Genomic DNA, 19,691 nt, shown 5'->3' with positions numbered 1-19,691 from the left:
AACATTAACGTTGCGGCGTACGGGTCTGCTCCCTAGCTTTTTCACAAAAAGCAGCGACCTTGTAAGAGACATAGTACGCCAGCATTTTTTCAGAATCGGTAAAGTCGGTGTCCAGCAGTCTGCTAATAAGATCGAGCTTATATCTGAGTGTATTCCGGTGAATGTACAGCTCGTCTGAGGTAATCTGCATGTTCCGGTTATTTTTGAGATAAACGTAAAAGGTATGATACAGATTGGACTGGTGCACAGTATCGTATTCTTGAAGCTTGAGCAGCTCTGGATGGTAGTAGTTATTATCCTCGTTAAACACAACATCAGCAGAGAGCATCTCATAGAGCTGGATATCTGAGTAGTAAGTCAGCTGCTGCTGCGGGCTGAGAATGGAACCGATCCGAATAGCGTTTCGGGAGTGAAGATAGTGTCTCCTACACTGCGTAAGATTAGTGAATATATTGCTGATGCCAAGCGAGATGCCGGTTTGAGTTAGAAATTCCTGCAGTTGCTTATTTACAAGCTCTTTGGAGAGATTTCCGTCATGGATCATTACAATCTGCCCATCATAATAGGTGGAAGGACTGCCCGGAAAAAGCTGTTGCAAACGTTCTCTTAAATAATCATCATAACGGCCTGAATCCTCATACCAGGTAAGATCAAACAGCAGCACAAGCAGCTGATTCCCGAACTTTAATCCTGCACTCCGCATTCTGTCCTGAATGATCCGGTTGTCCTGAAGCTGTTCCTCTAGCAGTGCGCAGATAAAATCTTCAACTTTTATATTTTTGGCGTTGCGATAGTAGCTATTTTTGCCCATCTCTTCGGCAAGTATGGTAGCGGTGATGGACAGCAGCTCGTTATCTCTGGCGCGAAAAGGATTTTTGCATCCAAGAAGCAATACATTGCCGATTTGTTTGCCGGCTACTTTTATTTTGGAGATCAGTTTGGAGTTTGACGTTTCCTCGCAGGTTACTTCATAAGATTCATCGCTTTGTTTCCCACGCTGGACACTGTTCATTTTACTCACAGCCGCAATGAAGTCATAAGAGCAATAACCTTTGCGGATATTATCACTCCATATGTAATCGTCGATATCGGATAGGTCAGAGTGAGCTACAATTTTGAAGCTGCAATCAAATACAATGACGGGATTTTGCAGTAGCTCAGCAGCTGTCTGTACGATAGCTGAAAGGCCTGCACCTGAAATGTATGCAGTAAACAAAGATGCGGTATAATGCTCCATTTCGATTTTACCTGATATTTGCTCATTTAAGGAAACATCCATTCATATCGCCCCCTAGTTCAATAATAGTGCAATATGCACTATAAAGAAGTGATTTTTGGTGCTTGTAAATATATTCACAAAGTATTGGACGCCTTAAACTAAAGGTGGAGGTGCTAAGCAGATGAAATATGAAAAACTGTTTGCAGCAGGTAAAATTGGACGCCTTGAACTTAAGAATAGAATTGTATTGCCGGCTATGGGAACGTCACTGGCCGCGGCCAGTGGTGAAGCATCGGACGAAATGATTGCTTTTTATGAGGAACGTGCCGCGGGTGGCTGTGGTCTAATCATTACGGAAATTACGCGTGTGGATAATGAGACCGGAGTAGGTACACCGAACCAGCTGAATGCAAGTGACTTGCTGTTTGTGCCGCGTCTGGAGAAACTGGCAAGAGCTGTGCACCGTCATGACAGCAAAATATTCCTTCAGCTCCAGCATCCGGGCCGGCAAAATCACGGACGGCTTATTGGAGGCAAACAAATTGTTGCTCCTAGCGCAGTGATGTCTTCAGCGATTGGGGAAATGCCCCGGGAGCTGTCTACTGAAGAGGTAGAAGAGTTAGTTCGTAAATTTGTGTTCGGAGCTTATATAGCTAAAACAGCAGGTATTGATGGCGTGGAGATCCATGGTGCCCACGGCTATCTCGTAGGACAGTTTCTGAGCCCGCTTACCAATCTGAGAACTGATAAATATGGCGGTTCACTGGAAGGTAGGATGTCATTCCTGAACGAAATTGTGCTCGGCATCAAAAAGACCTGTGGCGCAGGATTCCCTGTATCGGTGCGAATCGATGGCGATGAATTTGTTTCAGGCGGGATTACACTGGATGAGGCTATCCAGACTGCGAAACATCTGGAAAGCATCGGAGTGGATTGCATAAATGTTAGCTCTGGCACTTATGAATCATCCAATACGATCATTGAGCCGATATCCTACCCGCAAGGCTGGAAAAAACATCTCTCCGCAGCCATTAAGCAAGCGGTGCAAATTCCAGTGATTGCTTGTGATGTGATCCGTAAGCCTGAATTTGCTGAGAGTCTGCTACAGGAAGGAAACACGGATTTTGTAGCCCTTGGAAGAGCCCAACTGGCCGATCCAGAGTGGGGTAACAAAGCGGCAGCAGGCAAAGAAGCAGAGATCAGAACCTGTATCTCTTGCCTGTACTGTATTCAGGAAGTGATGGAGTGCAAGGTAATCAAGTGTGCTGTCAATGCCAGAGTGGGCCGGGAGCTTGAATTTGCAGAACCAGCAAAAGATGGCGATGGCAAAGTAGTAGCTGTGATCGGCGGAGGTCCAGCAGGTATGGAAGCAGCACGGATTTTGGCGCTCAGAGATTTTAAACCTGTATTGTTCGAAGCCAGAGATGTGCTAGGCGGCAGTGTGGAGCTGGGAAGCCGGCCACCATTGAAGGAGAAGCTGAACTGGTTTATTGATAATATGCAGCATCAGTTAGAGGACCTGGATGTTGATGTCCGTCTCTCTACGAAACCTACGCTGGAACAACTGAAGCAACTGAACCCTTATGCGGTATTTGTTGCCGCTGGGGCACAGCCTATAGTGCCTGTTATTCCGGGAGTGAAAAAGGCAGCGGTCTGCACGGTTGTTGACGTACTTAGTGGGTCAGTTGTGATTAAGAACAAGCAGGCTGTGGTCATCGGCTCCGGCATGACAGGGCTGGAAACGGCTGAATATTTAGCCGATATGGGAAATCAGGTCACGGTGGTGGAAATGCAGCCGCGGGTTGGCCCAGACGCCTATCTGCCAAATCTGATCGACATTGTGACTAGGCTGAAAAAGAACGGCGTGGAGCTCTTAGCATCAACCAAGCTGGTAGAAGTGCAGGACGGCGCGATTGTGCTTGAGAATACGTCCACTGGGGAAACTTCGCTGAAAAAGACGGATGCTGTTGTATTATCCATTGGTGTTACACCCGATCGCTCATTCGTTGATGAGCTGAAGCAGGTACTGCCCAATGTGAAGGTAATCGGCGATGCAGGCAAGCCAGGACGAATCGGACAGGCCATTCAATCTGGATTCGAAACGGCTTTTGTGCTGAACTAAAGGGTTACTAATCTAAGGAGGGTTCATTCATGGTGAGTTTTGTGAAAAGTTTCGCAGATATGCAGAAATATGGAGGCAAGCCAACCACCTTTTATGATGCAGAGATGCTGACGGTGTATTGGGAGACCAAACCAGAGATTATCGAGCGTTTGTTGCCGAAGCCACTGAAACCAACAAGCCGGCCGCTGGTTAATGCATTTATCGCCAATTACCCAGCCACGAACTTTTGTCCACCTTATCGTGAAGCTGGATTGTTCGTTCTAGCAGACTATAACGGACAACTAGGCAACTACTGCCTGTCGATGCCTATTACAAGCGATATCGGGATGGCTATGGGCCGGGAAGTATGTGGGCTGCCTAAGAAAATGGCCGATGTGCGTATGAACACCTCAGAAGCTGGCATTGATGGGGCAATCGGTCGGCATGGCATTGACTTTTTCAACGTAAAAGCCACTATGGATGGACACTTCAATGACAATGGAGCCGAGAAGATTCTGGAGGAATATTACGGCAAAGATATCCCTTTGTATAACATCAAATATGCCAATGCAATTGACGGAAACGGCTTCGATCTGATGCCAACCTTGGTCACACAGCGTTTAGTAAGTGAGGTTAAAGTCTATAAAGCGGCAGAAGCCTCTATCACCTTCCAAGACTCCCCGCATGATCCTTGGAGTGAGCTTGAAGTTGTGAATATGCTGGGCGCGGTTTACACCGTCAGTACAAATGTGCTTGAAAAAGGTAAAATTCTGGAGCCTCTGAATCCAATGGAGTATCTTCCATACTGCTATCTCCGCTGGGACTGGTGGGAGAACAATTTGCAACCTGTTTCCTCAGTATAAGCCTATGTGTTTGAAGTGAGTTTGTACGAAATGAAACCGAAGAAGGATTGGCTAACCAAACATTAGGAGGAATTAGAATGACTAACCTTTTTGATTTGACGGGTAAGACAGCTATTATCGCAGGAGCATCCAGTGGGATCGGGGTACAATTCGCAGAGATGCTTGCTGAGCAAGGAGCAGACATTGCTATTTTGGCTAGAAGATATGACAAGCTTGTAGCAGTTGCCGAGGATATCCGGGCTAAATACCCTGAACGCAGAATAATTCCTATCGAGTGTGATGTAAGAAAAGAGGAGCAGATTATTGTGGCTGTTCAAAAGATTATGGAAGCTTTTGGAAAAATTGATATTCTGCTGAACAATGCTGGTGTGGTGGATGCAGTTCCGATTGAAGCGCTGGAAGAAGAAGCTTGGGATCGGGTATTGGATACTGATTTAAAGGGCGTTTTCCTGATGTCGAAACATGTGATCCGGCATATGAAAGAACGGAATTACGGTAAAATCGTCAATACAGCCTCAATGCTAGGCCTTACAGCTTCTGCTTCGGTTCCTACCCATTCTTACAATGCTGCTAAAGGTGGAGTGATCCATCTGACAAGAGGGGTGGCGGCAACTTATGCTAAGCATGGGATTACTGTTAATGCGATTGGACCAAGCTTGTTCAAAACTGAAATGACTGAGAATACGTTATTTGCAGAAAAAGCGCTAAAAATGTACAACGCAGTGTGTCCGATGGGGCGCCCTGGTAATCCGGGAGAATTAAACGGCGCTGTGCTCTACTTTGCTTCAGATGCTTCCAGCTACACTACAGGTCAGACTTTGTTTGTAGATGGCGGCTGGACGATTATATAGAGTTCATCTGGGTCCGTAAGTTCAGGCAATAGTTGTAACTCCAAAAAAAGGGTATCTCAAAAGCCATGAAAGGGTGGCTGGGATACGCCTTTTTTTTGCATTGCACGATGAAAGATGCTCAGCCAGTAACAAGGGAATTGCTGAATTTATCAGAAATTGTCGTTAATTTGCCTTAAAAAGTAGACATGACTACCTATGAGTGAGAAAATAGCATGTAGAGTTAGTAATAACTAAAAAGGACGGGATAACATCATGACAATTCGTTTCGGGGTCATTGGAACAAACTTTATTACAGACCGCTTCGTGCAAGCCGGCTTGGAGAATGAGGAGTTTATCCTGACAGCCGTGTACTCTCGCACAATGGAGAAAGGTCAGGCCTTTGCTGCTAAATATGCGGGAGCTACAATTTATACGAATCTGGAAGATATGGTGAAAAGCAAAGATGTAGATGCTATATATATTGCCAGCCCAAATTCTATGCATGCAGAGCAAGCGATTATGTGCTTAAATCACGGCAAGCATGTGCTCTGCGAGAAACCGGCTGCATCCAACAGTATAGAGCTTAAAGCTATGATTGAAGCTGCGCGCACAAATGATGTGCTGCTGGTAGAGGCGATGAAATCGACCTTTATGCCGAACTTTGGAGTGATTCGGGATAATTTGTATAAACTCGGCCAAGTTCGCCGTTATTTTGCAAGTTATTGTAAGTACTCCTCTAGATATGATGCTTATCGGCAGGGGACTGTGCTAAATGCGTTTAATCCCGCTTTTTCCAATGGCTCGTTAATGGATCTTGGTGTGTACTGTTTGTATCCAATGGTGGTGCTCTTTGGCAAGCCTCAATCAGTACAGGCAGTGGGTGTTATGCTCTCCTCAGGTGTGGATGGTGAAGGAAGTCTCATTATGAAGTATGACGATATGGATGCGGTAGTTATGCACTCCAAGATTTCCGACTCCTATCTGCCAGCTGAGATTCATGGAGAGAACGGTACGATGGTGATCGACAAGATCAATGAGCCTTATCAGGTGAAAATTTACTATCGTGATGGTACAGTTGAGGAGCTTACGTTGCCTCAGGTGTTTGAACCTATGTATTATGAGGTTGAGGAATTCATCAACTTAATTAAGAATGGTGAACGGGAGAGCAGAATTAATACTCATGAGAACTCCATGGCCGCAGCAGAGATTATGGAGGAAGCCAGAGCACAGATCGGTCTCCGCTATGCCTCAGATTTATAATAAATAGAATGGGGAGCAGGACTTGAAGACTTTTAAAAAGGTTTATATTGAGATAACAAGCGTCTGCAACCTCGCCTGCAGCTTTTGTCCACAAACCGCCCGGACGAAAAATTTCATGAAGTTGGATACGTTTAATACGATATTGGATGAAATTAAACCACACAGCAATCATATTTATCTTCACGTCAAAGGGGAGCCGTTGCTGCATCCCAAGATAGGTGAACTGCTGGATGCTGCTCATGCCAAAGGGTTCAAGGTTAATATTACAACTAATGGCACGTTAATTCATAAAGCCGGACCTAAAATTCTTGGTAAGCCCGCACTGCGTCAGATGAACTTTTCTCTGCACAGCTTTGATGGGCATGAAGGGTCAGAGAACCGTGAAGGTTATCTTTCAGAGATAATTTCTTTTGTACGGGAAGCCTCTGCGCAAGGGGTCATTATTTCTTTCCGCTTGTGGAATTTGACGGAGGATAATCTGACGAATCTGGAAAGAAACCGTAACCGTGAAACCCTTGCCCTGCTGGAAGAAGCCTTCAACTTGGATTTCAAGATCGAAGAAAAGGTTGTGCCTGGCAGTGGTGTCAAGATTGCCCCGCGCGTCTACCTTAATCAGGATCATGAGTTCCGTTGGCCAGCGCTAAATGAGCCGGAAGATGACGGAAAAGGGTTCTGTCATGCCCTGCGGAGCCAAGCGGCGATTCTTGTGGATGGCACTGTTGTGCCATGCTGTCTGGATGGTGAAGGAGTAATTAACCTAGGCAACATCCATGAGACTCCGTTCTCAGAGATTGTGGAGGGGGAGCGGGCGAACAATTTATTCTATGGCTTCTCACGTAGAGAAGCTGTGGAGGAGCTATGCCGCAAATGTGGGTATCGGCAGCGGTTCGGAACCTAATGATTGGAATGCAAACAGAACCGGGACATGGCTATTTCATGAATCCTGGTTCTGTTTTTTAATTAACGGGATTGTATATATATAATAATAGGTCTTTATAGTCTCCACTTTGGAGCGAAGGAGGAGCATATGCTGAAATCACTGGAAGCCATCGCCTTATACCGTGAAGGTGTGCAAGATCATTTGGAGGATCACCTTTGGCTGAAGCTTATTGTCCAAGCGGAGGAGCAGATTGTAAATTTGGAACGCGTGGAATCTCTGGAGGAGCTGGATCGCAGGAATCCCGTACTGGATTATGTGGAACGTAGCTTGCAGATTCTGGACCAACTCCCCCGTTCTATTTGGATAAAAGAGCTGGTGGAAGAAACGTTAATTTGGTCAGAAACGGCTAAGGGAGGTACAGCAAAGGAGCGGCTGGTTTGGCAGGAGGAAGGGATCAATTGTTTTGTACATAATTTAGGTTCCGCACAGTTATATGAGAGATATTTAGGGAGGGCTGTCTCCGAGAAAGGTACGATGATTCAGCGGCTAATTGAGACTCATGGACTCATAGGACAGCAAATTCGCGGAGAAGTGCCGCCGGAAGTCAATAAGCCACTCCATGATATAGTGGAAGATCAGTTGCTGACCACGGAGGAACTGGAACGCCTGCTGACCGTGCTCAATCATTGCATCATCGGAGCTGTGTCTCCCGAGTTATGGCAGAATGTGCAGCATGAAGTGAAGCAGCTTATTGAGCTGATTTCTTCAGGCAATCTTGCTAGTCCTATGCCGATGAAGGAACGACTGCGCAGAATGCGGCTGGGTCCGATCTCTAGAGGAGAGGATTTCACTACGGAATGGGCTAAGCTGACGCAGGAAGGTTTCCATGCTGAACGGTTGGAGTCATTAAGTAAGATTACCTTCTGGTATGTGGAATCTGCACTACAGACCTTTTCGCTGGAGCAATTTCTGAAGGTGATGGTGCTTGCTGCCCAGAAGGCGCAGAATGAATCCTTAAGCCATATCAGCTTCGAACATGTCATGAACAGCATTTACTACGATTACAAGGGTGTTAAGAAGACCAACATTTATAAGAAGCGGATTATCGAAAAATATTTAGCGGAGCTTACATGGAAGGATATCGAGCAAGGGACTTTGCCTGCTGAGAACCCTCACCTACTCTTGCGGCAATATTCTAAGGAACATCTGCCAGACACGGTATTTTTTCAATTCCAATTCTCGGCAGCGGCTGAGAAGCTGATCGAATTCTGTATGGAAGCAGAAAAATCACCCTTGTATGAACGTGCTGTATTGCTGTTATTCGACCTATTCGAGCTGCGCAGGGACGCTTTCGACCGTTTTCATAATGAAGATACCTACTTAAGCCAAATGAATAATACAGCAGATTATAAAGCCGTAATTCTGGATCATGTCACTGGACAAAAAGTGCTGGATATCGGTCCGGGCGGCGGTGTGTTGCTGGATTTACTGGAAGAGCGTATGCCTGAGGTTACTCCTATCGGCATTGATATCTCAAGCAATGTAGTGGAAGCCTTGCGGCAACGCAAGCAGCGGGAAGGTCGCCAGTGGGAGGTGCTGCAGGGAGATGCGTTGAACCTTAAAGATTTCGTGGAGGCTGGAACGGTGGACACGGTAATCTTCTCTTCGATTTTGCATGAGCTATATTCTTATGTGCCGCTAAATGGTAATAAGTTCAATCACGACACCGTCTCCGCAGCTCTGCGAAGTGCCTTTGCGGTATTGTCAGCTGGCGGGGTTATCATTATCCGCGATGGGATCATGACCGAACCTGCATCATTGCTGCGGAGAGTTCACTTTTTGGAAGAGGACGGTCTGATGTGGCTGGAGCGTTATGCGAAGGATTTTGCTGGACGTCAGATTCAGTTTCAAAGATTAGGGGAACAAGAAGTGCTCATGCCCGTTAATGATGCCATGGAATTTTTATATACGTATACCTGGGGGGAAGAGGCTTATATTCATGAAGTCCAAGAACAATTTGGTTATTTCACCCCTACGGAGTTTGCCTCATTTATTGAACAGATTTTAGGAAAGCAGGCGAAGCTTGAGATCTTCCGGCATTACCTGCAAGAAGGTTATACCGAAGCTTTGCGTGATAGAGTAAGGTTCATGGATGAGAGCGGACAGGAAGTGGCGCTGCCGGACAGCACCTGCTTTATTGTGATTCGGAAGGAATAGCCGAAGAATAACATTAGCTGCATCTAAAAAAGCAATCGGCAGACCCTCTGATGCAGAGGAGATCCGATTGCTTTTTTTATTTAGAGAATCATGCCCTTGTTAAATTAGTATTTCTAGCTGCGACTTGTCAGATTCTTCAGCTAAACGTTGAATTTCTTGATAGGTAGCTAATTGTTCCGTCCGCTCATTGGTGTTCTCTTCAGAAGGTTTAATTTCTGTTGAACCTGCTTTATCGATCTGATCTTTAATTTTATCTCCCGTGTCTTTCATGGCATCGCCTAACGTTTCGTTCATTTCCGATAGTTTATTTTCGATTTTGGATAACTGCTCCCGTTTGGCTGTTGCAGAATGAGTAGAACGAGCCTCATCCAGCTCTATTTCCTTGGTCAGAACTTTAGCCTCGCCACGCATCTTAGTGTGGGTAGAAGAAACTACCTCCATTTGGCTAACATCTTGGCTTACAGAAACAAGCGTATTTAATCTTTCGTTTTGTATCTCTTGCTCGGTTTTAGGTTCATCCGATTGATTTTCTTTTTGAGCATTTTCTAAGTTCTTTTGTTGCTCTTCGAAGCTGTATTTTGCAATTTGTTGGTCAATCGTTTGGAGCTGCTTGTCGAACTCCTTAAGTTGATCTTGAATAGATTCGAGATTATGCGAACTTTTGGTAGTTCTTTCAATCAGACTGTTCTTACTGTCGATGATACTTTGTTTTTGTTTAAGCAGGGAGTTAACCATTCCGTCCATTTTGGATTGATTTTGAAAAGCGGCCTTTGCAGATTTACTTATTGATAATTTGTCTCCATTGCCATTACCACTAGTATTGCTGTTTGATTTCATGGTTTTATCGTTAGTTTGGTGACTAACAGAGACATTAAACCTCGTTCCCATAGATGAGGTCATATTCGTTATGTGCATGGTTCTTTATCCTCCTACGACGATAAGATCTATCTATAATATATCGGCAAATCAGCAGTAATACTTAATAAGGAGAGCTGTTAGCCGCAGCGCTGGTTGATGGATACTTAACGGCTTCTTTGTCCTAATTATCCTGGAATGTTATTCGTTTGCAGCGTGTCTAAAGATTTGATTAGCCTATCTGAACAAAGCCCGGAAGAGGAAGCTGTTTTCGATTCCAGGCTTTTTCATGTCTATTTTCCAGTGAATTTTTGTCGGAAGTGAGAGGGAGAGATGCCTTCTTTTTTGGAGAAGCAGGAAGAGTAGTAAGTAATATGATGGAAGCCAACCTCTTCAGCAATGCGGGCGATGGACCAGGAAGTCTGAATTAACAGCCGCTTGGATTGTTCTAGACGATAGGACAGGAGATAGGCCATAGGGGTCACACCATATATTTTCAGCATGTTTTTGGCGAGATAGTTGGGATGATAGTTAAGTTCTTTTTGAAGTAAGGAGTTAGTTACATCACGAGTATAATTTTGCCGAATGAACAATTCAATCTTCTCGGCGAGATGAATGGCGGTTGCATCTGATGCCTCGGCGAGATCGCGGTCCAAGAATTGCAGAAACTGTTGAAAGGAGGCTTGGCGCTTCCAGTTGCGCATCGATTGGGGTTCTTGTTCCAGATGGAAAAAGAACTCTAATACCTCCATTGCCTTCTCTGAAATTTTCATATACTTCGGAATAAAAATCGAGCATACGTCGCAGTGATTTAAATAAGCTTTTTGTTTATGGCTCTCGATGAGCTCGCTCTGATTTTCCAGACATTCGTTCATATCCTGACACTCGATCCAGCTGCCGAAAGTCTGAAAATGAATCCAGATGATTTCTGTTTCGATAGGACAGGGGGCAAAGCCATAGTGATGGGCATCTGGTCGAAGGATGAGGAATTCTCCTTCCTTTAGCTCCCAGTGCACCTCGTTCTCGGCGATAGGCAACGTACCCTTTTTAACAATGATTAGATCAAATACGCCGATGCAATTACGACTGATATGATAGTCTCCAGCATTGTAGTGAGCACGGCCACAGTCTATGAAATAAGGAATAGGCGGTGTGATAAAGCTAAGAATCGGTGAGTTCATCGCGAGCCTCCAAAAGGTTGTAATTCCTAAAAATCAGGTTGGAATCCATCGTTTTTGCATGAAGTAGATGAGACTAGCCCGCACCTTTCCTAAACTCCGAAGGCGAGCATTTCATCGCTTTGCGGAAAACCTTTATAAAATAGCTTACATTATCAAATCCGACCTCGAATGCGATGTCGGATATTTTTCTTTCACTTTGCTGCAGCAGATCGGCAGCCTGGCGAATCCGGTAAGAGTTGATGTAATCGACTGGCGTTTTACGAGTCATCATTTTGAAGAAGCGGCAGAATTGCCCCTCGCTCATGGGAATAAGCTCTGATAGATCACGGGTACGGATCGGTTCCTGATAGTTATCTTGGATATAAAGGATCACCTTTTTAAGGCGGTTAATCTTGGTAGTATCTGCATCATCCGATTGGCTGCGGTTCTCAAATCGGCCCTCTGCGGTAATCTTGGAAAGCATGATTAGCAAAGTTCCTTTCATAAAGGTCTCAAATCCGGGCATTTTATTAGCGTATGCCTCCATCATTTGCTTCAGATGATGAAGCAGTTCCTGCTGCCAAGGGATAGCGGGTGTAATATGTCTCGGAAAGCTTTGGCGTTTCTCTTGCAGTGGCAAAATCGCGTTTTGCTGGATCGTATCGTACTGGGCGCTAGCCAAAAGATCAGGCAGAAATACAAGCGCACAGAATTTGCAGGGGGTGTCTTCGTTCAGCACATAGGCGGCGTGTATATCGCCAGATTCGATAAATACCGCTTCTCCAGCTCGGAGTGGAAAATATTCTGTGTCTACTTGGAACAGAATTTCTCCTTCTAGCAGCATAAAGAACTCCGCTTCTTCATGCCAATGTGTATCAAGTACATGCGTTCCGGATGGAAGCTCGATCCAATAAGCTGCGAGTGGAAACATACTATCTCCATGAACTCTGTTTTCTTTTAGCAAACTCTGAGTTGTACGGTCCATATAAACGCCTCTTTTCTTAAAAAACATCAAAATAGTGTTATAAATGAGCTATATAGTATTAGTTTTGTTCATTTTTTATCGGTATAATGCAACTATAAACACCAAATTGAAAGGTGGCAAGTACACAATGAAATTTACTGATGGTCTCTGGCTGGTTCGTGAAGGTATCACGATTAACGGCGCAGTTCAAAATTATGTTGTAGAAAAGACTCCCGAAGGATTAACAGCAATTACACAAACGACTCCAATCACAGGGCGCGCAGCAACGCTGAATTCAACCCTGCTTACTGTAAAATTCCATTCCCCGCTTCCAGGCGTGGTAGGCATTAAAATTATTCATCATGATGGTGTACAGGAACGTGGTCCGGTTTTCGAACTGACTAAAGGAACTGGCGATCATGTGAAGATTGAAGAAACGGATCTCGAAACCGTGCTGATCAGCGGCGGACTTCGTGTAGTGATTCGCAAAGGCGAACAATGGGCGGTTGACTTCTATCGCGGCGAAGAACGTATTACAGGCAGTGGCTTTAAATCCATGGCTTACATCACCGACCAAGACGGCAACACGTACATGCGTGATGAGCTGGATCTCGGCGTAGGCGAATTCGTATATGGTCTGGGCGAACGTTTTACAGCTTTCGTGAAAAATGGACAAACCGTAGATATCTGGAACAAAGACGGCGGTACTAGCTCCGAGCAAGCTTACAAAAACATTCCTTTCTATGTATCAAGCAAAGGTTATGGAGTATTCGTTAATCATCCGGAATTGGTTTCCTATGAAATCGCTTCAGAAAAAGTGAAAAAGGCCCAATTTAGCGTAGCTGGAGAAAGCTTGGAATACTTCGTAATCGATGGACCTACCATTAAAGACGTTATTAGCAACTATACTGCTCTTACAGGTAAACCAGCGCTTCCACCAGCATGGACTTTTGGATTGTGGCTGACAACTTCGTTTACTACCAACTATGATGAAGAAACTGTAAATTCCTTCGTAGAAGGTATGGCAGAACGTGATCTGCCGCTGCATGTATTCCACTTTGACTGCTTCTGGATGCGTGAGTATCAATGGACTGATTTTGAATGGGATAAACGTGTATTCCCAGATCCAGAGGGCATGCTGAAACGCCTGAAGGAAAAAGGCCTGAAGATCTGCGTATGGATCAACTCCTATATTGGCCAACGTTCACGCTTGTTTGAAGAAGGCAAGAAAAACGGGTACTTGATCAAAAAGCCTAACGGCGACGTTTATCAATGTGACCTGTGGCAAGCGGGTATGGGACTGGTGGATTTCACTAACCCTGCGGCTTGTGAATGGTATGCCGGCTACCTGCGTGATTTGGTAGATATGGGCGTAGACAGCTTTAAGACAGACTTCGGTGAGCGGATTCCTACAGATGTAGTTTATTTCGACGGATCTGATCCGATGAAAATGCACAATTACTACACTCAACTGTACAACAAAGTTGTATTTGAAGTATTGGAAGAGAAGCTTGGCAAGAATGAGGCAGCATTGTTCGCACGTTCTGCAACTGCTGGCGGCCAACAGTTCCCAGTTCACTGGGGCGGAGATTGCTACGCAGATTATGAATCCATGGCAGAAAGCCTTCGTGGCGGTTTGTCCCTAGGTTTGTCCGGTTTCGGTTTCTGGAGTCACGATATCGGTGGTTTCGAGAACACTGCTCCGGCACATGTATTCAAACGCTGGTTAGCTTTTGGACTGTTGTCCAGCCACAGCCGTCTGCACGGCAGCACTTCGTATCGTGTACCTTGGGCGTACGATGATGAAGCTTGTGATGTTACCCGCTTCTTCACGAAGCTTAAATGCAGCTTGATGCCTTACCTCTATGATGTGGCTGGCCAGGCTGCAGAGCATGGCTGGGCTTCTATGCGGGCGATGGTTATGGAATTCCCGGAAGATCCAACATGCGAAGTGCTCGATCGCCAATACATGCTGGGTGATTCCTTGCTCGTAGCGCCTATTTTCCAAGAAAACGGCGAAGTGAAATACTATCTGCCAGCGGGTCGCTGGACACACCTGCTATCTGGTGAAACTGTACAAGGCGGATCATGGCGCAAAGAGAAATATGATTTCTTCAGCTTGCCACTGTTCGTTCGTCAGAACTCCTTGCTGGCAATCGGCAGCATCGACAACAAACCGGATTATGACTTTGCGGATGGCGTGAAATTTGGCCTGTATTCACTTGAAGAGGGTACTACTACTTCTGCAACCGTACGTGATCTTAAAGGTGCTCCTGAATTGACTGTGAAGGCTGCCCGCAAAGGCAACAGCGTAACAGTTACTGCAGAAGGCAGCGGTAAAGAATTCTCGCTTTCCCTTAAAGATCTGGGAGCTATCGCTTCCGTAGAAGGTGCAGAGCAAGTAGATGAGACTACAGTGAAAGTAAACGCAGGTGCAAAATCCGTATCGTTTACCATTACACTGAAATAAGATGATTTCTTAAAGCATATTGATATAGCCATAACCTCTCTTGTAGACTGGGTGAACGATCTATTCCCTGGTCTATAGGAGAGGTTTTAGTGTTACAATCTTAACTAATAACGGGGGAAACGTTATGAATACTAATTTAATTAAGGGAAGTGGAGTTTTGAATCAGACGGACTATACCTCTGCTACGGTTCTTTCAACCGCCGCTAATTTTATTATGAATAGGCAAGAACCTTTTACACATACCTTCCGGACTTATATTCGGTTACGGGAAAACGGCCCGTTGCAGCTAAAATTTTGGCATAGCAATGCAGTGGATTCCACTTGGGACCAAGGGCTTGAAGCTTCGGGTAGTGAACCTGGGGGCAGTTGGGTGATCGAATCGGCTTTTATCGCTGATGGAGGAACTGAGCCAAACGGAGCTATTATTGAGCATACCCAACATGCTGTCACCTTTGAAGGCAATGTCTCCAAACCAGTAGCGGCCGGTGAATGCTTCTGGAGTGATGAGACAAGCATTAATCTACCCGATGGCCATTACTTAGCTTTTACATGGACGATTAAGACAACCGCTGCGGGCAAATCCATTCCTTTCAATGTAGAAGGCATGCTGGCAACCGCTTATGATGCGCCCGGAAATCTGGCTGCACAGGAATCAGCCGATGGATTTACAGAATCCGACAAGCTTCTGGTACTGCCAAGCTATATCGGGTATAAGAAAGCTGTGAATAAGAAGCTAGTATTTTTGGGAGATTCGATTACTCAAGGTGTGCGGACATTAAAGGACGGATACGAATATTGGGCAGCGAGAATTGCGGATGGTCTTGGTGCAGAGATTGGCGTATGGAATCTCGGCTCAGGCTGGGCTAGAGCGTATGATGTGGCTGCGGATGGCCCTTGGCTTCACAAAGCTAAACAGAGTGATGAACTGATGATTGTCCTCGGCGTAAATGATATTGATATTGGCTGCCGCTCTGCAGATGAGTTACTTGGTGATCTGACAACTATTATTGCTAAGATCAAAACAGCAAACGCTGATGCTAGTATTATTCTAAGTACGGTGCCGCCGTTTAATTTTCAGGAGGCAAGAGAAGAGACTTGGCGTAGAGTGAATCATGAAATCCTGACTAACCCACCTGCTGGAGTAGACCGTGTGTTTGATATAGCAAGCCTATTATCGTTGCCTGCACCAGACGATCACCGGATCAGACCGGAATATATGAGTGGACAAGACGACCCGCATCCGAACGGCATAGCCGGTAAGACAGTTGCGGACGCCTTTTTAAACTGGTATTGATCAACTCTTAAATGTGTCCCGGTAGTCCTTAGGTGAAGATCCAACCTGCTTCTTAAACACTTTGCTGAAATATTTGACATCATGAAAACCGACCATTTCGGAGATTTGGGCCAGCTTTAGACGAGGATTCTGCAATAGTAACTTAGCTTTATCTATTCGGATATTAACAATAAAGTCGGAGAAGTTAATACCGTATTCCTGTTTGAAACGGCGAGAAATATATTCACGGCTAACAAAAAACTTTCCGGCCACTTCCTGTAAGGACAGGTCGGAAGCGTAATTAAGCTCGATATATTTGACGATATCATGCATCGGATTACGTTCTTTAGCTTGTTTCAAGGCGATTACTTCGGCCAGCTCCTGCATTAGGGAATACGACCAGTCACGCCAAGCGAATAAGGAGAACGAGTAACCGTTCGTATAAGGAGCTGGGTGAAGCTGGTCGGCCTGTTCAAGCTCGGCCAGTGCACCTTCAGCTTCAGGGCCTAACATTTCCCGAACCAGCTGGGAACGAAATAATAGAGCATCATTTTTCCATGAGTTTAGGATTTCTGGTGTAACAATCCCGCCTCGGCTAAGCTCATCTACCCAGTGCTGCGCAGCTGTTGATAATATTTCTGAACTTCCGCTGATGACTGCCATTTTCCAATCTTCCTTGACGTCAGCAAAGTTCGTTGCTGATATATTACCGCGAACCTCTGCTTTGGCGATCTCTTTACGATCTCTGAACTCTTCGGAGGAGGAGGAGAAATGGCAGTAATCCTCATGAATTAATAAGTTTCGGCGTTGTAATGCCTCTGCCACCTCTGCACGCTGATAAGGTAACTGCTTAGGTAAGCTGCCGATGCTGCTGATTCCAAAATGCATTCGGACCTGCAAGGTAGAGTAGATGCCATAATTGATTCTGCCTATTAGCTCGACCACAGAGGTTTGAATATCCCACAGAATAATCGCAATCTCCGGAGGACCTCCCCAATAACGAAAAGCAACACCCTTATGCGGACTGTGCAAAAATTCATTACAAATATTGACGATGGCGTAGTTCATTAGCTCGGTGTCTCCACCAAAACGTTTAATCAAAGGATTGTTACCCGCATCTGTCTGCACCAATATTAAGCGAGCGGAATGGATGTTTTCCGGAATGATCCTATCACTGCATAACCTCCGCAAAGATAAATCAGAATTGATCGGATCATCAATTAGTGCGGATAATAGCTTTTCCCCATAAATGGGCTTGAACTCATTAAGCTGAATACTCTGTTTCTGCCGCTCGCTTCGGTCATCTTCTTCTGAGCGCCAGGCTGCAACTGCCTTAGCTACCGCTACATTGATTGCCTCGGCTTCGATGGGCTTCAGGATATAATCAATCCCCCCATGCCGCACAGTCTGACGTACGAACTCAAAATCATTATGTCCGCTGACTACAATAAACTTAGTGTTGCCGGCGAATTCGTTCACCCAGGTCATTAACTCTATCCCGTTACCTGATTCCATCATCATATCCATAATGACTAATGCTGGTTTAGCCTGCCGGATGATCTCGATGGCTTCATTTCCATTTCCGGCTTCCAGAATTTCATCGATTTGATGGGCTTCCCAGTCGACAAGCAGTCTGACTGCCTTTCTAACTCTTGCCTCGTCATCAACAATCAACGCCTTCATATCTTTTCACGCTCCGCTATAATTTCAATTTCCAATTTCACTACTACTCCGCCTGCTCTAAGGTTATCAACAGTTAAAGTGGCGCTATCTCCGCACACAAACTTGAGTCGAGCCAGAACGTTCGGCAGACCAATACCTGATCCTGAAGTCTCCTTGGTTTGCTCTGTGTTTCTTAATAAATCTATATCTGTTCTAGTAGGATGCTGTAGCTTCTGCTTTAAAAGATCTAACTTCGCTGAAGGAATCGCATTTCCGTTATTTTGGATACAAATTTCCATCCGGTTGTCATCCACTTTTGCTGCGGTGATTTCAATGAATCCGTCACTGCGGGAAAGATTAAAGCCGTGTTTGAAATAATTTTCAACAATAGGCTGTAAAATCATTTTCGGCATAAACGTCTCTAAAAGTGATTCCTCCATATCGTAGCGGAAACTGAACTTATTTTCAAAACGTTCCTTTTGCAGTTCAATGTAGGCTTTGACATGATCCAGCTCATCCTTAACAGTTACGATCTTCTCCTCATTGTACATGCTGTAGCGCATCATTTTGGCTAGAGCTGAAAGAAGTGAGTAAATTTGGGGCACTTTAAGTTCTAAGGCCAGCGTGCCAATGATCTGCAATGTGTTATTCAGAAAATGCGGGTTGATTTGTGCCTGCAGAGCCCGCAGCTCATTGGTCTTATTGGACAATTCCAGCTTGTACTCCCTTAGGATCAGGTTGTTGATCGTGTCCATCATACTGCGGAATCGCTCGGTAACCACGCCAATCTCATCTTTGCCCATAGGTTGAATATCAACATCAAGATTACCGGTCTGCACCTGATTCATGTAACGAGTCAATTGCTTGATCGGAGCTGTGATTCGAAAAGAAATCAGAGTCGTTAACGTGGCAATTGTAATCAAAAGTAGAACAAGGAGGATTATATTGATCGCTGCCGCCTCGTTGGCTTCCCGGAAGAGATAGGACGTAGGAATCTGCTTCACGAGGGTCCACTTTAAACCTTGGGTTTCGATTCTCTGGTAAATAAACACAGCATCTTCCTCTTCAAAATACCCTTGGGAGCTTTGATTGGTAGCGATTTGCTTGTTGTACCAGGAGGCATGTAGACGCTTGCCGTATTCCTCACTGTTGCTTCCGTATACAATCTTGCCATCGCCATCCAGCAGCCAAATGTTTTCCTGTTTCTGATCATATAACTGACTGACGATGTCGGTAAGAGCCGTTAGCTTAACATCGATCGACAGGAAGCCGATTGGAGTGGTAGTTGGAATCCTTTCAATTCGTCTATGCAATGTGAACACAGGTTCCGGTATGAGTTGCGGGATAGGTGAAGTTAGGCCGTAGCTGTGACTTATATGTGTACTTTGTATAACCACAGGAGAACTGCTAGTGATGTCTGAGTCGGCATAGGGAGGAATACCCTGCCAACGTTTGGGTGTATTTTGGGTGAGCAAAGTGGCTTTTCTATCCTTGGCACCGTACAGATATACCTGGGATATATCTGGCATGGATGAAGAAATGTAATTTAGAGAAGAATAAATTCGTGTATTTGCTGCCATATCCTCATATCCCGCTTCGAGCAGTCTGTAGAAATCTGAATCTGAATAAACGATAAGGGAGAGACGATTGATCTCCTGAATCAGACTTTCGATGTTTCTATTGCCTTGAAAGAGGAGGTTCGTATTCTCGTCTACTGCCCTTGTTCTTAGGGATTGAGTGCTATAGTGATAGCTAATAAACATGGTGGCCATAATACAAATTAACGTTGGCAGTAGGATAAAAACGATCAATTTTGTGCGAATCGTGTTCCATTTCATCGAAATTTGTCACATCCGATCAATATTTTACACCTGAAAGATCACTTTAGTAGGTGTGAGGTACCCTGAAAAAAACAGATAATATGTGTATAAAGCATA

Annotated in this window: 14 protein-coding genes; 8 read left to right on the top strand and 6 right to left on the bottom strand. The window is 45.0% G+C overall.

Going from position 1 to position 19,691, the window contains the following annotated elements; genetic code table 11:
- Window positions 1–4: 4 nt before the first annotated feature.
- A complete protein-coding gene (locus tag MKY63_RS06155; protein ID WP_339812030.1) occupies window positions 5–1,279 on the bottom strand; it encodes a helix-turn-helix domain-containing protein in 1,275 nt (424 codons plus the stop codon).
- 121 nt (window positions 1,280–1,400) lie between these two features.
- Between MKY63_RS06155 and MKY63_RS06150 the strand changes: the two genes are divergently transcribed.
- The 6 genes from MKY63_RS06150 to MKY63_RS06125 all read left to right on the top strand — a co-directional run bounded on the left by MKY63_RS06150 (window position 1,401) and on the right by MKY63_RS06125 (window position 9,370).
- Window positions 1,401–3,341, top strand: a complete 1,941-nt coding sequence (locus tag MKY63_RS06150) for an NAD(P)/FAD-dependent oxidoreductase (protein WP_076147300.1) — start codon at window positions 1,401–1,403, stop codon at window positions 3,339–3,341.
- A 29-nt stretch (window positions 3,342–3,370) separates the two neighbouring features.
- Complete coding sequence (locus MKY63_RS06145) at window positions 3,371–4,183, top strand: acetoacetate decarboxylase family protein (RefSeq protein WP_052096788.1); 813 nt, start codon at window positions 3,371–3,373, stop codon at window positions 4,181–4,183.
- A 77-nt stretch (window positions 4,184–4,260) separates the two neighbouring features.
- Window positions 4,261–5,034: a glucose 1-dehydrogenase gene (locus MKY63_RS06140; RefSeq protein ID WP_339812024.1), complete on the top strand. Its 774-nt coding sequence runs from the start codon at window positions 4,261–4,263 to the stop codon at window positions 5,032–5,034.
- Between the two features lie 252 nt (window positions 5,035–5,286).
- Complete coding sequence (locus MKY63_RS06135; protein ID WP_036680747.1) at window positions 5,287–6,273, top strand: Gfo/Idh/MocA family oxidoreductase; 987 nt, start codon at window positions 5,287–5,289, stop codon at window positions 6,271–6,273.
- Window positions 6,274–6,295: 22 nt separating this feature from the next.
- Window positions 6,296–7,171, top strand: coding sequence for a radical SAM/SPASM domain-containing protein (locus MKY63_RS06130; protein ID WP_036680750.1), 876 nt, complete (start codon window positions 6,296–6,298; stop codon window positions 7,169–7,171).
- Window positions 7,172–7,300: 129 nt separating this feature from the next.
- Entirely contained in the window at window positions 7,301–9,370 is a 2,070-nt protein-coding gene (locus MKY63_RS06125) for a class I SAM-dependent methyltransferase (protein WP_076316990.1), read from the top strand.
- Window positions 9,371–9,469: 99 nt separating this feature from the next.
- On the opposite strand, the gene MKY63_RS06120 is transcribed toward MKY63_RS06125, so the two are convergent.
- The 3 genes from MKY63_RS06120 to MKY63_RS06110 all read right to left on the bottom strand — a co-directional run bounded on the left by MKY63_RS06120 (window position 9,470) and on the right by MKY63_RS06110 (window position 12,370).
- A complete protein-coding gene (locus tag MKY63_RS06120; protein ID WP_038568828.1) occupies window positions 9,470–10,285 on the bottom strand; it encodes a hypothetical protein in 816 nt (271 codons plus the stop codon).
- A 233-nt stretch (window positions 10,286–10,518) separates the two neighbouring features.
- Window positions 10,519–11,406, bottom strand: coding sequence for a helix-turn-helix transcriptional regulator (locus MKY63_RS06115; RefSeq protein ID WP_076316991.1), 888 nt, complete (start codon window positions 11,404–11,406; stop codon window positions 10,519–10,521).
- 73 nt (window positions 11,407–11,479) lie between these two features.
- The gene (locus MKY63_RS06110) at window positions 11,480–12,370 is read right to left on the bottom strand and encodes an AraC family transcriptional regulator (RefSeq protein ID WP_036680763.1); all 891 of its coding nucleotides are present in this window, start codon (window positions 12,368–12,370) and stop codon (window positions 11,480–11,482) included.
- 127 nt (window positions 12,371–12,497) lie between these two features.
- On the opposite strand from MKY63_RS06110, the gene yicI reads away from it, so the two are divergent.
- A complete protein-coding gene (yicI, locus tag MKY63_RS06105; protein WP_076129610.1) occupies window positions 12,498–14,819 on the top strand; it encodes an alpha-xylosidase in 2,322 nt (773 codons plus the stop codon).
- 124 nt (window positions 14,820–14,943) lie between these two features.
- Window positions 14,944–16,113 (top strand): GDSL-type esterase/lipase family protein, encoded by a 1,170-nt coding sequence (locus MKY63_RS06100; protein WP_076099536.1) that lies wholly within the window; start codon window positions 14,944–14,946, stop codon window positions 16,111–16,113.
- Here MKY63_RS06100 and MKY63_RS06095 read toward each other — a convergent pair whose 3' ends face one another.
- Both MKY63_RS06095 and MKY63_RS06090 read right to left on the bottom strand, forming a co-directional pair.
- Window positions 16,114–17,775, bottom strand: coding sequence for a helix-turn-helix domain-containing protein (locus tag MKY63_RS06095; RefSeq protein WP_076316992.1), 1,662 nt, complete (start codon window positions 17,773–17,775; stop codon window positions 16,114–16,116). It abuts the gene before it with no gap.
- Complete coding sequence (locus tag MKY63_RS06090) at window positions 17,772–19,592, bottom strand: sensor histidine kinase (protein ID WP_076316993.1); 1,821 nt, start codon at window positions 19,590–19,592, stop codon at window positions 17,772–17,774. Before MKY63_RS06090 ends, MKY63_RS06095 begins: the two co-directional genes overlap by 4 nt.
- Between the last annotated feature and the right edge of the window lie 99 nt (window positions 19,593–19,691).

The organism is Paenibacillus sp. FSL R7-0189, from assembly GCF_037969925.1.
Taxonomy (GTDB): Bacteria; Bacillota; Bacilli; order Paenibacillales; family Paenibacillaceae; genus Paenibacillus_AQ; species Paenibacillus_AQ odorifer.
This window is presented reverse-complemented; position numbering and strand designations above follow the sequence as displayed.

Coding starts and splice junctions, on each gene's coding strand:
- MKY63_RS06110 (WP_036680763.1), bottom strand. CDS start 12,370: ATGGACCGTACAACTCAGAGTTTGCTAAAAGAAAACAGAGTTCATGGA.
- MKY63_RS06150 (WP_076147300.1), top strand. CDS start 1,401: ATGAAATATGAAAAACTGTTTGCAGCAGGTAAAATTGGACGCCTTGAA.
- MKY63_RS06145 (WP_052096788.1), top strand. CDS start 3,371: ATGGTGAGTTTTGTGAAAAGTTTCGCAGATATGCAGAAATATGGAGGC.
- MKY63_RS06090 (WP_076316993.1), bottom strand. CDS start 19,592: ATGAAATGGAACACGATTCGCACAAAATTGATCGTTTTTATCCTACTG.
- MKY63_RS06135 (WP_036680747.1), top strand. CDS start 5,287: ATGACAATTCGTTTCGGGGTCATTGGAACAAACTTTATTACAGACCGC.
- MKY63_RS06140 (WP_339812024.1), top strand. CDS start 4,261: ATGACTAACCTTTTTGATTTGACGGGTAAGACAGCTATTATCGCAGGA.
- MKY63_RS06095 (WP_076316992.1), bottom strand. CDS start 17,775: ATGAAGGCGTTGATTGTTGATGACGAGGCAAGAGTTAGAAAGGCAGTC.
- yicI (WP_076129610.1), top strand. CDS start 12,498: ATGAAATTTACTGATGGTCTCTGGCTGGTTCGTGAAGGTATCACGATT.
- MKY63_RS06155 (WP_339812030.1), bottom strand. CDS start 1,279: ATGGATGTTTCCTTAAATGAGCAAATATCAGGTAAAATCGAAATGGAG.
- MKY63_RS06100 (WP_076099536.1), top strand. CDS start 14,944: ATGAATACTAATTTAATTAAGGGAAGTGGAGTTTTGAATCAGACGGAC.
- MKY63_RS06125 (WP_076316990.1), top strand. CDS start 7,301: ATGCTGAAATCACTGGAAGCCATCGCCTTATACCGTGAAGGTGTGCAA.
- MKY63_RS06120 (WP_038568828.1), bottom strand. CDS start 10,285: ATGCACATAACGAATATGACCTCATCTATGGGAACGAGGTTTAATGTC.
- MKY63_RS06115 (WP_076316991.1), bottom strand. CDS start 11,406: ATGAACTCACCGATTCTTAGCTTTATCACACCGCCTATTCCTTATTTC.